Annotated in this window: 15 protein-coding genes; 2 read left to right on the top strand and 13 right to left on the bottom strand. The window is 55.1% G+C overall.

The features are described 5' to 3' along the window. Position 1 precedes the first annotated feature (1 nt). From fliN to fliF, 9 genes are all read right to left on the bottom strand, one after another. Positions 2 to 415 carry a flagellar motor switch protein FliN gene (gene fliN, locus ACHHZ6_RS02195; RefSeq protein WP_014170738.1) on the bottom strand — a complete coding sequence of 138 codons (414 nt, stop codon included), beginning with the start codon at positions 413 to 415 and terminating at the stop codon, positions 2 to 4. Next, a complete protein-coding gene (gene fliM, locus ACHHZ6_RS02190; RefSeq protein ID WP_182271893.1) occupies positions 412 to 1,416 on the bottom strand; it encodes a flagellar motor switch protein FliM in 1,005 nt (334 codons plus the stop codon). Before fliM ends, fliN begins: the two co-directional genes overlap by 4 nt. Before the next feature lie 4 nt (positions 1,417 to 1,420). Next, positions 1,421 to 1,891: a flagellar basal body-associated protein FliL gene (gene fliL / locus ACHHZ6_RS02185; RefSeq protein ID WP_182271892.1), complete on the bottom strand. Its 471-nt coding sequence runs from the start codon at positions 1,889 to 1,891 to the stop codon at positions 1,421 to 1,423. Positions 1,892 to 1,997: 106 nt separating this feature from the next. Further along, entirely contained in the window at positions 1,998 to 3,239 is a 1,242-nt protein-coding gene (gene fliK, locus ACHHZ6_RS02180) for a flagellar hook length control protein FliK (protein ID WP_182271891.1), read from the bottom strand. Next, the gene (gene fliJ / locus ACHHZ6_RS02175) at positions 3,236 to 3,679 is read right to left on the bottom strand and encodes a flagellar export protein FliJ (protein WP_182271890.1); all 444 of its coding nucleotides are present in this window, start codon (positions 3,677 to 3,679) and stop codon (positions 3,236 to 3,238) included. The genes fliK and fliJ overlap by 4 nt, the downstream gene beginning before the upstream one ends. A gap of 21 nt (positions 3,680 to 3,700) precedes the next feature. Beyond that, positions 3,701 to 5,071, bottom strand: a complete 1,371-nt coding sequence (gene fliI / locus ACHHZ6_RS02170; protein ID WP_182271889.1) for a flagellar protein export ATPase FliI — start codon at positions 5,069 to 5,071, stop codon at positions 3,701 to 3,703. Continuing rightward, positions 5,071 to 5,778: a flagellar assembly protein FliH gene (fliH, locus tag ACHHZ6_RS02165; RefSeq protein WP_182271888.1), complete on the bottom strand. Its 708-nt coding sequence runs from the start codon at positions 5,776 to 5,778 to the stop codon at positions 5,071 to 5,073. Before fliH ends, fliI begins: the two co-directional genes overlap by 1 nt. Beyond that, positions 5,771 to 6,769 carry a flagellar motor switch protein FliG gene (gene fliG / locus ACHHZ6_RS02160; RefSeq protein ID WP_182271887.1) on the bottom strand — a complete coding sequence of 333 codons (999 nt, stop codon included), beginning with the start codon at positions 6,767 to 6,769 and terminating at the stop codon, positions 5,771 to 5,773. Before fliG ends, fliH begins: the two co-directional genes overlap by 8 nt. Then, positions 6,762 to 8,444, bottom strand: coding sequence for a flagellar basal-body MS-ring/collar protein FliF (gene fliF, locus ACHHZ6_RS02155; RefSeq protein ID WP_182271886.1), 1,683 nt, complete (start codon positions 8,442 to 8,444; stop codon positions 6,762 to 6,764). Before fliF ends, fliG begins: the two co-directional genes overlap by 8 nt. 228 nt (positions 8,445 to 8,672) lie before the next feature. Between fliF and fliE the strand changes: the two genes are divergently transcribed. Then, complete coding sequence (gene fliE / locus ACHHZ6_RS02150) at positions 8,673 to 8,987, top strand: flagellar hook-basal body complex protein FliE (protein ID WP_182271885.1); 315 nt, start codon at positions 8,673 to 8,675, stop codon at positions 8,985 to 8,987. Between the two features lie 75 nt (positions 8,988 to 9,062). Continuing rightward, the gene (yedD, locus tag ACHHZ6_RS02145; protein ID WP_182920020.1) at positions 9,063 to 9,476 is read left to right on the top strand and encodes a lipoprotein YedD; all 414 of its coding nucleotides are present in this window, start codon (positions 9,063 to 9,065) and stop codon (positions 9,474 to 9,476) included. A gap of 103 nt (positions 9,477 to 9,579) precedes the next feature. On the opposite strand, the gene amyA is transcribed toward yedD, so the two are convergent. The 4 genes from amyA to fliD all read right to left on the bottom strand — a co-directional run bounded on the left by amyA (position 9,580) and on the right by fliD (position 13,387). Then, a complete protein-coding gene (gene amyA, locus ACHHZ6_RS02140; protein ID WP_182271884.1) occupies positions 9,580 to 11,067 on the bottom strand; it encodes an alpha-amylase in 1,488 nt (495 codons plus the stop codon). A gap of 98 nt (positions 11,068 to 11,165) precedes the next feature. Beyond that, positions 11,166 to 11,537, bottom strand: coding sequence for a flagella biosynthesis regulatory protein FliT (gene fliT / locus ACHHZ6_RS02135; protein WP_182271883.1), 372 nt, complete (start codon positions 11,535 to 11,537; stop codon positions 11,166 to 11,168). Further along, positions 11,537 to 11,947: a flagellar export chaperone FliS gene (fliS, locus tag ACHHZ6_RS02130; RefSeq protein WP_182271882.1), complete on the bottom strand. Its 411-nt coding sequence runs from the start codon at positions 11,945 to 11,947 to the stop codon at positions 11,537 to 11,539. Before fliS ends, fliT begins: the two co-directional genes overlap by 1 nt. Positions 11,948 to 11,977: 30 nt before the next feature. Continuing rightward, positions 11,978 to 13,387 (bottom strand): flagellar filament capping protein FliD, encoded by a 1,410-nt coding sequence (fliD, locus tag ACHHZ6_RS02125; protein ID WP_182919852.1) that lies wholly within the window; start codon positions 13,385 to 13,387, stop codon positions 11,978 to 11,980. Positions 13,388 to 13,529 lie beyond the last annotated feature (142 nt).

Raw genomic sequence — 13,529 nt, 5'->3', positions numbered from 1 at the left:
CTTAACGGCTCAGACGACGCATACGTTCAGATGGCGTAATGATGTCGGTGATACGCACGCCGTATTTATCGGCGACAACCACGACTTCACCCTGAGCAATCAGATAACCGTTGATCAGAATATCCAGTGGCTCACCGGCCAATCCGTCAAGAGCCACCACGGAACCCTGCGTCAGACGCAGCAGCTCTTTAATGGTCATACGGGTACGACCCAGTTCAACGGTCAGTTTAACCGGGATATCCATGATCAGGTCGATGTCCTGCAGCGTGCCGCTGACGTCGCCACCGCCTAATTGCTGGAATACCGCGTCCGCCGCGCTTTTGGCCGGGGTGGTTTTTTGCTCGTTTAACGCGTCAGCCCACAGATCGTCCAGTGCTCCGCTGTTTTCATCGGACGGATTGTTCATGTCACTCATTTGGGCTGTTCCTCATTCAGCGAATTCAAAATCGGGTTGATCAAGTGCTCAACGCGTAACGCATACTGGCCGTTAATCGTGCCGTACTGACTGGTCAGCACGGGGACACCATCCACATGGGCAATAATGCGGTCGGGTTTTTCTATCGGCAGAACATCGCCGGGTTGTAATTTCAGGATCTGGGATAACCGCAGCGGGATATCGGCGAAGCTCGCCACCAGCTCAAGCTGTGAATGCTGAACCTGACGCACCAGATTTTCACGCCAGTTCTGATCTTCGTTGCGAGAGTTTTCCAGCGGTGGGTTTACCAGCAGCTCGCGCAGCGGCTCGATCATGCTGAACGGCAGGCAGATGTTGAACTCGCCGGTCAGGTTACCGATCTCCACATGGAACGGGGTGTTCACGACGATATCGTTCGGGGAGGTGGTGATATTGGTAAATTTCACCTGCATTTCCGAACGCACGTACTCCACTTCCAGCGGGTTAATGGCTTTCCACGCGTCGCTGTAAGATTCCAGCGCCAGCTTCAGCATGCGGTTAATGACGCGCTGCTCGGTATGGGTAAATTCGCGTCCTTCCACTTTGGTCGGGAAACGGCCATCGCCACCAAACAGGTTATCTACCGCAATGAACACCAGACTTGGCGAAAACACCACCAGCCCGGTACCGCGCAGCGGTTTCAGATGGATCAGGTTAAGGTTGGTCGGCACCGGCAGGTTGCGGGCAAACTCATGATAAGGCTGAATGCGGATCGCACCGACGGTGATATCCGGGCTACGACGCAGCAGGTTAAACAGCCCCATACGGAACTGACGAGCAAAACGTTCGTTGATGATCTCCAGCGCCTGCAGACGTTCACGTACCACGCGGCGCTGGGTATTCGGGTCATAGGGACGAATATTATCGTCACCGCTCAAACCCGGTTGCGGATCATCACTCTTATCGTTGTCGCCGTTAAGCAGCGCATCGATTTCTGCCTGAGAAAGAATACTGTCGCCCATGTCGTTACCGCAGAATGAAGGCTGTGTACAGAACGTCAGTGACTTCCTGCTTAGGTTGACCGTTTACCAGCGGCGTGGCCAGCGTCTGCTTAATCTCATCGACCAGTTTTTGCTTACCATCAGCGGTGGCCAGTGTCGACGCATCCTGACGCGAGAACAGCAGCAGCAAACGGCTACGGACTTCAGGCAGGTAATCGTTCAGACGAGAACGCGTGGCTTCGTCTTTCAGACGCAGCGTAATGCCAACATAAAGCACACGATCCGCATCACCCAGGTTGACGGTGAAGGTATCCAGCGGGAAGAACACCGGAGCCGGCGGAGGGGGTGCTTCAGCTTTGGCTGCAGCGGTGGTAGGTTCCTGCTGCATACGCCAGTAACTATAGCCCGCGGTGGCGCAGGCGGCGAGCGTGATCAACACCAGCAGCGGGATCCAGATGGAACGCTTACTTTTTTTGGTGATAGCGGAGTCAGTCATCTGATACGAGCTTCCTGTTTCGGTACAGCTTAATAAGGTGATTATCCCGTGTCCGGCGGACGTCAAAGCGTGGAAAAGACGGGGATAATCACGCTACCTCTGGCGTTTAGGCGAAGATGTCTACGGCACTGTTTCCACGCGCGGCGGATTGCAGTGACACCGGAGTGGGTAATAACTCATCACTCTCTTCGTTAAAACCGCCATTCTGACCAGAACGCGAAGCCTGTTGCTGCTGGGATGACGACTGTTGCTGCCCGCTGAAGCTCTCACTGCTGACGCTGCTCTGCGAAAGCTGAATGCCGTTTTCAGCAAGCGATGTACGCAGCGTTGGCAGTGCAGCTTCCAGTGCCGCGCGCACATGACTATGTGGAGACACCATCTGCAGTTGCGCCTGGTTATCATCCAGTTTAAGCGAAATTTGCACCTGGCCCAGATCTTCCGGGTGCAGACGCAGTTCTGCTGTTTGTTGCCCCTGTTTCGTGAACAGCGTGATGTGCTGGCTCAGCGTTTGTTGCCATTCGCTGGTGCCCAGCGGCTGGCTTAACACTGGCGCGGTGGCCACGGTAGCGGCAGGCTGAGAGGTTGCCTGGCTGGTGACAATCGGTGCCAGAGTGGCGGTCGGCGTTGTTGTTGATGATGAGGAACTGGCTATGTCCTGTTTCTCGGCTGAAGCGGCCACGGCTGGCGTTGCAGACGCGCTAGCTGGCAGGGCAGAATCAGCGTTTTGTGCCTGATATTGCGCGGCAGGTTGTGCTTTATCATGGTCATGTCCCGCCAGCGAGTTGTTCAGGGGCTGTTGACCTGCACTGTTTTGCGTGAGCGCGGCAGAGGTCAACGCCGACTGTGCGGCAATGCCGCCAGCGCTTGTTGGCTGGCTCACCACCGGCGCGGTGGTCTGCTGGTGCGGCAGCATTGCCATCAGCGCGCTTAATCCCGCCAGCTCGTCTTCACTCAACTCGCTTTTGCTGTCATCTTTTGTATTGGCTGCGGCCAGCGTCTTCAGGGCATCCGCGTTTGATGCCGGCATCAACCCGGAAACGAGAGATTGCAGCGAGGTTGTCCCGGCCGTCTCATCGCTGGTCGCCGTTGCCTGACGTGAAAGGAGATCGGCAATTTTTGCCTGCAGGGTCGTTTCGCCTTTGGCATCCTGCGTGGCTTTTGACAGTTTGCTGCCGGCAGCTTTCAGATCAGCCAGGGTCAGCGGCGCATCTTTGCCCTTACCGGTAGCATCGGTCAAGGCTCCCGCCAGCAGAGACAGAAAATCTTGCGCACCGTCGGTGCCTTTCCCCGTCTGCGTGTCGCCTGACAGGCCGCTGTCGGTCATCAGCAGTTGTTGCAGTGTGATCATTCCGGTTTCCTCATTGATGCGCGCTGGGCAAACTCATCCATTTTCTTCTGATCCTGACGGTTTTCCGCCAGAGTCGCTGCCGCAACCTGCCTGTCCTGTAAGGTCTGCCAGGCCTGCAGTCGCTGTTTTTTCTCGCGCCAGAAAGTTAGCGCGGTATCCACTTTTTGGGTCCATTGATGAAGCTGCTGGCGATGCTGTTCAATCGCCTTTTCCAGCGTCTGAATAAACTGCTGATAGTTAATCCAGCGCTGGCTTCCAATGCCCTGAGTCATATCGGTATTAAGGTTGGTGCGATATTCATGCTGATAGTCGATTAACATTTTCAACTGTTCTTCAGCCTGCTGGCACCCGCGTCGCATTGCGCCAAGCTGCAATGCGGCATCATCAACTTCTTTTTCAGCCAGATCTTTTAGCGTTGATAACGCGCTATTTTGCGCCATGACCTTCGCCCTCCACCTGTATTACACCTGCGGGAAAATCAGCTCCAGAGCCTGTATCGAATCTTCCCAGTCGGCGCGTTCAAAAATACCTTGTTGCAAAAACGCCTCCAGCTGTGGCCACAGGGTAATCGCTTTGTCGAGCATCGGGTCGCTGCCTTTGGCATACGCCCCCACGCTCACCAGATCGCGGTTGCGCTGGAAGCTGGAGAGCAGTTGTTTGAAGTTACGCACGCGGGCGTAGTGCTTCTCGGTTATCAATGCCGTCATTGCACGGCTGATTGATGCTTCAATATCGATGGCCGGATAGTGCCCGGCTTCGGCCAGACGGCGGGATAACACAATGTGACCGTCAAGGATCGCACGCGCAGAGTCGGCAATCGGGTCTTGCTGGTCATCGCCTTCGGTCAGAACCGTATAAAAAGCAGTGATTGAGCCACCGCCGCTGATGCCGTTCCCTGCACGTTCTACCAGAGCCGGGAGCTTAGCAAATACCGAAGGCGGGTAGCCTTTGGTGGCCGGTGGCTCACCGATCGCCAGCGCGATTTCACGCTGCGCCATGGCGTAACGGGTCAGGGAGTCCATAATCAGCAGCACGTGCTGCCCACGGTCACGAAAATCTTCTGCAATACGGGTGGCATACGCGGCACCCTGCATACGCAGTAACGGTGAAACATCCGCCGGTGCGGCGATGACCACCGAGCGGGCACGGCCTTCCGCACCCAGAATGTTTTCAATGAAGTCTTTCACTTCACGGCCACGTTCACCGATCAGGCCCACGACGATAACGTCTGCCTGGGTATAACGCGCCATCATGCCGAGCAGAACCGATTTACCCACGCCGGAACCGGCGAACAGGCCCATACGCTGCCCACGGCCCACCGTCAGCAGGGCGTTAATCGGGCGCACGCCAGTATCCAGAACATGCTCGATAGGGGTTCGCTGCAGGGGGTTAAACGGCTGGGTGATTAGCGCGCCGGTTTCAGTCGTATCGGGTGAGGGCAGCCCATCGAGCGGCTTGCCGCTTCCGTCCAGTACGCGGCCGAGCAGCGCAGGGCCAAGCGGCAGCTGTTTACCACTTTGCAGGCCATCGCCGCTGATGTTTTTGGCGTACACGCGCGCGCCGGGCAGAATGCCTTCCACTTCTTCAAGCGGCATCAGGAACAGACGCTGACCGTTAAAACCGACGACTTCGCTTTCCACTTCACGCGTTTCTTGCCCATCCTGGCGCTCAATCACGCAGGTCGCACCCAGCGGAAGTTGCAGACCGGTTGCTTCCAGCACCAGACCGGTGGCGCGCGTCAAGCGCCCGTAACGACGAACAGACGGCAGTTGTGCCATCTTTGCTTCAAAGTTATCGAGCGTGTTGAGCCAGCGCGTGAGGCGTGCAGTCATCAGACGACTCCCGGTGCGGCCAGGCGGCACAGTTCCTGCCAGCGGGTGGCGACGCTGGCATCCAGATCGCCTTCATCGGCAGACACTTTACATCCACCGTGATGTAATGACGGATCGCCGCGCAGACGCCAGCCGTGCAGGCTCAGCGTTGCACCCAGGCTATCTTCCACACGCTGCAGATCGTCCGGATGAACGCGCAGTTGTGGTTTTCCGCTAAATAGCGGCTCCTGCTGGAGCAGCCCCTGAATTTGTTTGATGAGTGCCGCGTTATCTACCGTCGGCGTCTGACCAATCACCTGGCGAGCGGCTTCAAGCGCCATTTGCATCAGGCGCGACGCAATCACGCTGTCCAGCGCATCCAGCGTATGCTGGAATTCGCTGACCAGCTGTTGCATACGGGCATGAAGCGGGGCCTGTTGCTGACGTGCTTGCTCAATGCCTTGTTCCAGACCTTTTGCCAGACCTTCCTGGTAACCCTGCTCCTGGCCTTTCTGTCGCCCTTCGTTCAGACCGGCGTTGAAGCCCTGTTCATGCGCCTGCATTTGCATTTGCGCCAGCATCTGGGCACGTTGCTCTTCTTCGCTAAGCTCAGGTACCTCGGCTTCCGTGTCGCCTTCCTCAGGCAACATCACGGCGGGCGTGAACCCGGCGAGGGGAGGAGCCAGATCGTCAGGCGTCCAGCGTGTCCACGGCAGCTCATTAGACATAGGTGTCGTCTCCGCTGCCAATCACCATCTCGCCGGTTTCCGCCAGACGACGAACAATAAGCAGGATGGCTTTCTGTTCGTTTTCCACCTGAGACAAACGCACCGGGCCACGGTTGGCCAGGTCGTCGCGCAGGATATCTGCCGCACGCTGGGACATGTTGCGCAGGAACTTCTCGCGCAGCGGCTGTTCGGCACCTTTGAGGGCGATAAGCAGCGATTCGGAGTCCACTTCCTGGAGCAGGCGCTGGATGCTGCGATCGTCCACTTCGACCAGGTTTTCGAACAGGAACATCTCGTCGATAATTTTCTGCGCCAGTTCGCCGTCGAACTCGCGAACTGCAGTAATAACCGCTTCTTCCTGCTGTGTTTTCATCAGGTTGATGATTTCTGCTGCCGTTCTCACGCCGCCCATTTTGCTGCGTTTGAGGTTCTGGCCATCGAGCAGGTTGTTCAGCACTTCGGTCAGTTCCGCCAGCGCGGCAGGCTGAACACCACCGAAGGTGGCGATACGCAGCATGACGTCGTGACGCAGACGCTCGTCGAACAGTGCCAGAATATCGGCTGCCTGGCCACGTTTGAGGTGAACCAGAATGGTGGCAATAATCTGCGGGTGCTCGTCGCGAATAAGGTCGGCGGCACTCTGCGGCTCCATAAAGTTGAGCGTTTCGATACCGCTGGCGGTATCGCGCGTCTCCAGAATATCTTCCAGCAGGCTGGCGGCACGCTCTTCGCCCAGCGCTTTCACCAGCACCGAACGCAGGTAGTCGTTGGCGTTGACGTTCAGCGCCGCGAACTGTTCCGCTTCCTGCTCAAACTCCGCCAGCACTTCGGTGAGCTGCTTGTTGGAGATCTGGCGGACGTTTGCCATTGCCGCACTGAGAATTTGTACTTCTCGTTGGGAGAGGTGTTTAAACACCTCTGCCGCACGGTCTTCACCAATGGTCATCAGCAGGATGACGCTTTTATCGGTGCCTGTAAGCGTGTTACTCATGTTCGTTACCCATCCACTGACGGATGACCAGCGCGACGACGCGCGGATCGTTATCTGACATTTCGCGAATGCGCTGGCTCATCACCTCGGCACCCATGCGCTGGTTAGCACGACGCTGCTGCGTTTGTTCGTCTTTACTCAGACGGACTTCAACCGCTTCTTCCACTTCCTGACGCGAATTCATCTGCTCCAGAGCGGCTTTCTCGGCTTCAGCACGACGCTGGAGCTGCGGACGAACGCCCTTACGCCACAGCAGCCACGCGACAATCAGAACCAGCAGCCAGCGACCAGCGGACATCAGTTGATCAATAAACGCCTGCTGTTTCCAGAACGGCAGCTCGCCACCCGTTTCATCAACGGAGTTGAACGGTGAGTTCACCACGTTGAGGGTATCGCCACGTTTTTCCGTGTAACCCATTGCTTCGCGGGTCAGGTTTTCGATCTGCTTCATCTGCTCGGCCGTCAGCGGCAGCGATTTACCGTCCGGCAGCGTTTTGTAGTTCACGACCACGGCAACAGAAAGACGCTGAATATCGCCCACGTTCAGTTTGGTGTGGCGGATAGTACGGTCAACTTCATAGTTGGTGGTTTCGTTACGGCTGCTGGTATGCGGGCCTGCATTGCTGCTTGCCGTAGAGGTTGTCTGCTGATTATTTTGCTGTCCGTTCTGCTGGTTTGCCGGAGGAGTAGAAATAGGGGCAGCGTTAGCCGGAGCCGGTTGGTTCGACAGCGCACCCGGCACACCGCCAGGGTAAGGGCCACCGACCTGCTCGTTCGAGTTGATCTGGCGAGAACGCATGACGGCCTGAGACGGTTCACCGTTCGGGCTGTATTGTTCTTCAGTTTGTTCTTTATTAGCGAAGTCAATTTGCGCGGTCACCTGCGCATGCACATTGCTGTTACCCACAACCGGGCCAAGGATCGCTTCAATACGGCGCTGGAGGCGGTTTTCCACATCGGCTGCGTATTTCAGCTGAGCATCGTTCAGATCGCGACCCGCGGTATTGGACTGGGTCAGCAAATGGCCGCTCTGATCGACCAGCGTCACGTTACCCGGCGGTAAGCCTGCAACGGCGCTGGACACCAGATGCGTCACGGCGCTGATTTGCCCTTCATCCAGCGCGCGGCCAGGTTCAAGGTTAACGGTAACGGAAGCCGACGGGGATTTTTGCTCACGAACAAACAGAGACGGTTTAGGCATGGCCAGATGCACGCGGGCACTCTTCACCGGGCCTAAGGTTTCAATCGTACGGGCCAGTTCACCTTCCAGCGCGCGCTGGTAATTCACCTGCTCGCTGAACTGACTGATACCGAATTTTTCCTGATCCAGCAGTTCAAAACCGACCGCACCCCCCTTCGGCAGACCTTGCTGAGCCAGACGCAGACGCAGCTCATGTACCTTATCCGCGGGCACTTCAAGCGCACCGCCGTTATCGGCAAAGCGATAAGGGATGTTCATCTGGGTAAGCTGGGTGACGATGGCACCGCCATCCTGATCGGAAAGGTTGCTATAGAGCGTGCGGTAATCAGGGCTTTTTGCCCACAAGACCATCGCTACAAGGATCGCAATTGCGGCAGCGCCTGCCACGATCAACGGGATTTTAGGGTTCGCGCGAAGGCGGTTCATCCACTCGAGTGATTTATTTTGTGGCGCTGTTGATGCTGTTGCAGTCATTGCGCACCTCTTAAATCCTGGTGGTTTACGTTATTCGTGTAGAGAAACAAAACTGACTCCCGGGTCGGCAAACACGACAAAAGTTCCATATTGATGGCCCTGCCATTATTTGATGATTCGGGATTTTCTATGCGTCAAATAACCTGGTTTTTTCACGTTATTTACCGCCATTATCTTATTGACAAGCTGTTAGTCTTGACCGCGTAAAAAACCATCCAGGGGAGAGTCATGGCTATACAGGGCATTGAAGGGGTAATCAGTCAGTTGCAGGCAACGGCGATGACGGCCCGTAATCAGAACGTGGCAGCAGAACAGCCGGCCATCAGCTTTGCGGGGCAACTGCACGCCGCTCTTGACCGTATCAGCGATACCCAGACCGCTGCGCGTACGCAGGCGGAAAAGTTCACCCTCGGTGAGCCGGGCGTGGCGCTAAACGATGTGATGACCGATTTGCAAAAAGCATCGGTCTCCCTGCAAATGGGGATCCAGGTGCGTAATAAGCTGGTGTCTGCGTATCAGGACATCATGTCCATGCAGGTGTAGGCGCTTCATATCTTCTTCTGGCGGCTTCCGCGCTTTAATGCCACAATATTTTTTTCTTCGCATGCAGGAAAGATGATGAAAAAAATAGCAATTATGGGTGCGCTGCTGGCACTGACCGGGTGCGCTCAGGTTGATAACTATCAGGACGTGATAAAACATCCTGTTCCGGCGCATCTGGCGGGATATTGGCAGTCAAAAGGGCCGCAGAGCAAAATGGTCAGCCCGGAGGCGATTGCCACGCTGGTGGTGACGGAGGAGGGCGATACGCTGGATTGCCGTCAGTGGCAGCGCGTATTGGCCGTGCCGGGTAAAATTATGCTGCGTTCAGAAAACTATTATAACGTGACCCGCAAGCTGGATATCTACCCGCTGGCGCGTGATGGCCTGACGCTTGAGTATGATGGTATGGTGTTGCAGAAGGTTGACCGCCCAACGGTGGAATGCGCAGATTATCTGAGCAAAAACCCGCTGGAGAGTAAGCTGCCCTGAGGGTAAAAGCAAAACGGCAACCTTGTTGCCGTTTTTTGTGTTTTCGCCCTCTCCCCGTGGGAGAGGGACGGGGTGAGGGCATCAGGTTGTACTTTTTCCAGCGCTACAGCACATCCTCCATTACCCACACGCTCACACTTCCACCTTTGCAGGTAAACGTACCTTCACCGTCCGCCGCTGTTATGACGCTTTCTTCGCAATTGCCCAGAAAATCACGCCACGTTCTGTTGCCGTAGTTTTCCCCGAGACAAATGACCTTCTCACCATCATCACCATTGGAAAGCACCACCACACAACCGGGATCGTCCTCGGTGCCGCTGCGGCTAAAGGCGATACAGTTAGGATGGTCAAAAAACAGCGTCTGAACGCCGTGGGCAAAGCGCTGGCGCGCCAGAATCAGCTCGTGAAGCTGTTCAATAACCGGCATATCAATGTGATACGTTTTACCGTCGCCCCCGGTATCGTCATAGCGTGCGCCGAACAGATCCGGATAAAACACGCTCGGCACACCGTTTTCCCGCAGCAGGATCAGCGCATACGCCAGCGGTTTAAACCAGGCTTCAACCGGCGCTTCCAGCGCCTGCAAAGGCTGGGTGTCGTGGTTGGCAACCAGCGTCACCGCATGAAACGGATCGGCTTCCACCAGCGTGCCGGTGAAGATCTGGCTCATGTCATAGTTTCGCCCCTGGCGCGAAGCTTCATGAAATTTCATCTGCAGAGGGGCGTCGAACAGCATTGTTTTTCCGTCGACCTGGTTGATGTAATTCTGCAGTTTATCGACTTCATGCGACCAGTATTCGGCCACGATAAACAGCGGCTTACTGGCAACCTCCTGAACGTGTTCAATCCATTCCTTATAAAACCAGGCTGGAATGTGTTTTACCGCATCCAGACGAAAGCCGTCGCACTGTGTTTGCGCCATCACCCAGCGCGCCCAGTATTTTAATTCCTCCGTAACGGCGTGATTGCGAAAATCGATATTTTCGCCCATCAGATAATCAAAATTACCCATTTCATCATCGACCTGGTCATTCCAGCCCTCGCCGGTGTAGTCGTTGACGATTTTAAAGATGTTGTCTTCAGTGGGGTTTTCGATGTGGTCGATACCGCTGAAGCATTTAAAATCCCAGATAAACTGCGAATATTGCCCGGCGCGGGCAGGGAAGGTGTAGCGCGTCCAGGCCTCGCATTCGATAACGTCGTCATCGATTTGCGTACGATCCTGCTCGTTCACACGCTGCACGCGGATGGACTCTTTTTCATCTGCCCCCATTTTGTGGTTCACCACCACATCAAGCAGCACGGCGATTTGATTGCTCTTTAAGGCGTCGAGGGCTTCCAGAAGCTGGGGTTTATCACCGTATTTTGTCGCGATGCTGCCTTTCTGGTCGAATTCACCCAGGTCGAAAAGATCGTAAGAGTCGTATCCAACCGAATACCCGCCTGATGCGCCTTTATATGCCGGGGGTAACCAGATCATATTGACCCCAATTTCATTAAGATTAGGGGCCAGGGCCGTAATTTCTCGCCACAGTTCACCGCCAGCGGGGTAATACCAGTGAAAGCATTGCAGTAAGGTGGGATTGCGCATGCACCATCTCCATGAGGTCGCGAAACTCAAGTATGGCGTAGCGGGGGAATAAATGCCTGGCGAACGACGCGAGAGGAGTTCGTTCGCCAGTAAAGTGGCTAACTGACTTCAGGATTACCTTGCGGAACCAGAACGTGACCGCCCTGGTTGCTGTAGGTCGACAGAACGGTTTTTTGCATGGAGGATTGACCCACCAGCTTTGCCAGCTCATCCATTCTGGCTTGCAGCAACGTTTTAACCTGACTTTCATTATCCAGAATCACCCGTAGCGTCGGACGAAGCTGCTCCTGCAATTGTGCGGAAGGGGCGGTTTCCTGAGTGAGTCTGGCCAGAGAGTGCACCGCATTAACATAATCGGTTTCACAGGTGATGAGATCATCCCATAACCCCTGACGAGCAAGTCGCAGCATCAACTGGCTCTGCTCAAGGAGTTGTTGATAGAGAGAATAAAGTTGCGGTGCATTACTCATTAGACGGCGTCCTGAATCAGTTGTGGCGAACCGGCAACCTCCTTCCAGCCGTCAGCGATATTGCGCAGCAAGATTTCCACCTCTTCGATGGCGCTGGCATCATTATTCACGTTGGCATGCAGGAGTCGTCTTACCATATAGGCATAAAGGGCAATCAGATTTTGTGTCAGCTCATCACCATTCCCTTCAACCAGGCCGATTTTGAGCCCGTTTTCGATAATGTTGATGGCTTTTGAAAGCGCCAGCCCTTTTGCCGGGATGTTGCCGTCCTGCAGAAACAGACGCGCGCGTACCAGCGCGCTGAGGGCTCCATCAAATAGCATGATAACCAGCTGATGCTGGCTGGCGCTCATCACCGCGCTTTCAACTTCTATTTTTGCGTAGGCTTGCGTGCCTTTTGCGCCGTACATGTTATCCCCCTCGGGTCTGGTTAGCGTTTACTACTTGCTTGACGAGCTGGTATCAAACTGCTGCGTCAGGTAGCTGCTGGTGTTGTTCAGCGAGGTCATCATGATGTCCAGTTGGGTAAACTGGGCTTTATACTGTGCAACTGTCGCATCAATGCGATCGCTCACGGCGTTGTACTGATCCGTCAGCTTGTTCAGCGTTTTGCTGACACCATCTTTTGCTGCCTGAATAATGCCTTTGCTGGACAGCCAGTCAGTCATGTGAGTCGCCATATTGGTGGTGATACCGGTGGTTTTACCGTCACCCACCACCAGGTCTTTCACAGCCTGCGAGTTATTGGTCAGCGCAGTTTGCAGCTTGGTGTTGTCCAGCTGCAGCTTACCGGTAGACGGATCGGAGGTAATGCCCACCTGCGACAGCGTTTTATAGGCCGTTCCACCTACTGAGGTGCTCAGCATGGTTTTCAGCTGAGTCTGAATCGTACGCAGCGTGCTGTCACCCAGCAGAGCACCGTTGTTGGCATCCTGCGTGGAACCTACATCCACTGCCGTATACTTGGTCAGCGCGGCAAAGCTGTCCTGCAGGGTGTTGTAGGCATCAACCCATGCTTTAATCGTGGTTGATGCTTTAGACGTATCCTTGCTGATCGTCAGCGTCTGGTTACCGCTCGTCACATCGTTCAGGTTCAGGGTGATATCTTCCAGCGCATCACTGATAGTGTTGCTGCTGTTTTCGATATCAACGTTGTTAACCTTCAGCTTTGCGTTTTGCGCGGTCACGCTTTCGCTCATACCGTTGCTGGCGTCGGTATTGGTACCGTTGTAACCCATGAAGGACTGCAGGGCACTGTCACCACTTACGCCAATGCTAACGGCATTTGCAGAACCGGTATTGGTTGAGGTAATGGACAGACGGTACTGACCATTGCCAACGTTGATAATACTGGCGCTCACACCCGCTTCAGCTTTGTTGATCGCATCGCGGATACCGGTTAACGATGAGTTTGCTGCGCTGATGCCGATGCTTACCGGCGGTTTACCATTACCGGCGGTAAAGGTGATTGTGCTGTCAGCCGAAGCGATAGCGGTTGTGTTATCCGCCCGGGTATTTTTCGTGGTCAGCGTCTGCGCCTGTGCCAGCTGTGACACGCTGATGGTGTATTTCCCGGCAATCGCACTCCCGGTCGTGGTTGCACTAAACGCGGTGGTGCTGCTTGCCGTGCTGGTCGCGGTAAACAGGTCGGCGTTATTTAGCGCGGTGTTGGCCGTCTGAAACGCTGCCAGCGAACTATTTAACGTGCCGTAGGCGCTGAGCTTGGCGGTATAGGAGGTCTGCTGTTTGGAGATCGGCGTCAACTGTGCTTTTTCCGCAGTCGTCAGGCTATCCAGAATGTCCGCTAACTTTAGGCCCGAACCGATTCCCAATGATGAAATACTTGCCATATTTATTCCTTAATGTATCGACACGTAGAACGAATAATGGGGTTATCGGCCTCAACAGGGGAAAGTTTACGATTAATTTCTTTTTTCTAATGGCAGGAATAAGGCATATAGAGAAGAGTATTTCCGTGGCTAAAAAAATTAT

Origin of the sequence: Enterobacter cloacae complex sp. 2024EL-00214 (genome assembly GCF_043945575.1) — a bacterium.
Taxonomy (GTDB): Bacteria; Pseudomonadota; Gammaproteobacteria; order Enterobacterales; family Enterobacteriaceae; genus Enterobacter; species Enterobacter cloacae_P.
The sequence above is the reverse complement of the archived record's forward strand: the minus strand, read 5'-3'. Positions and strand labels throughout refer to the sequence as shown.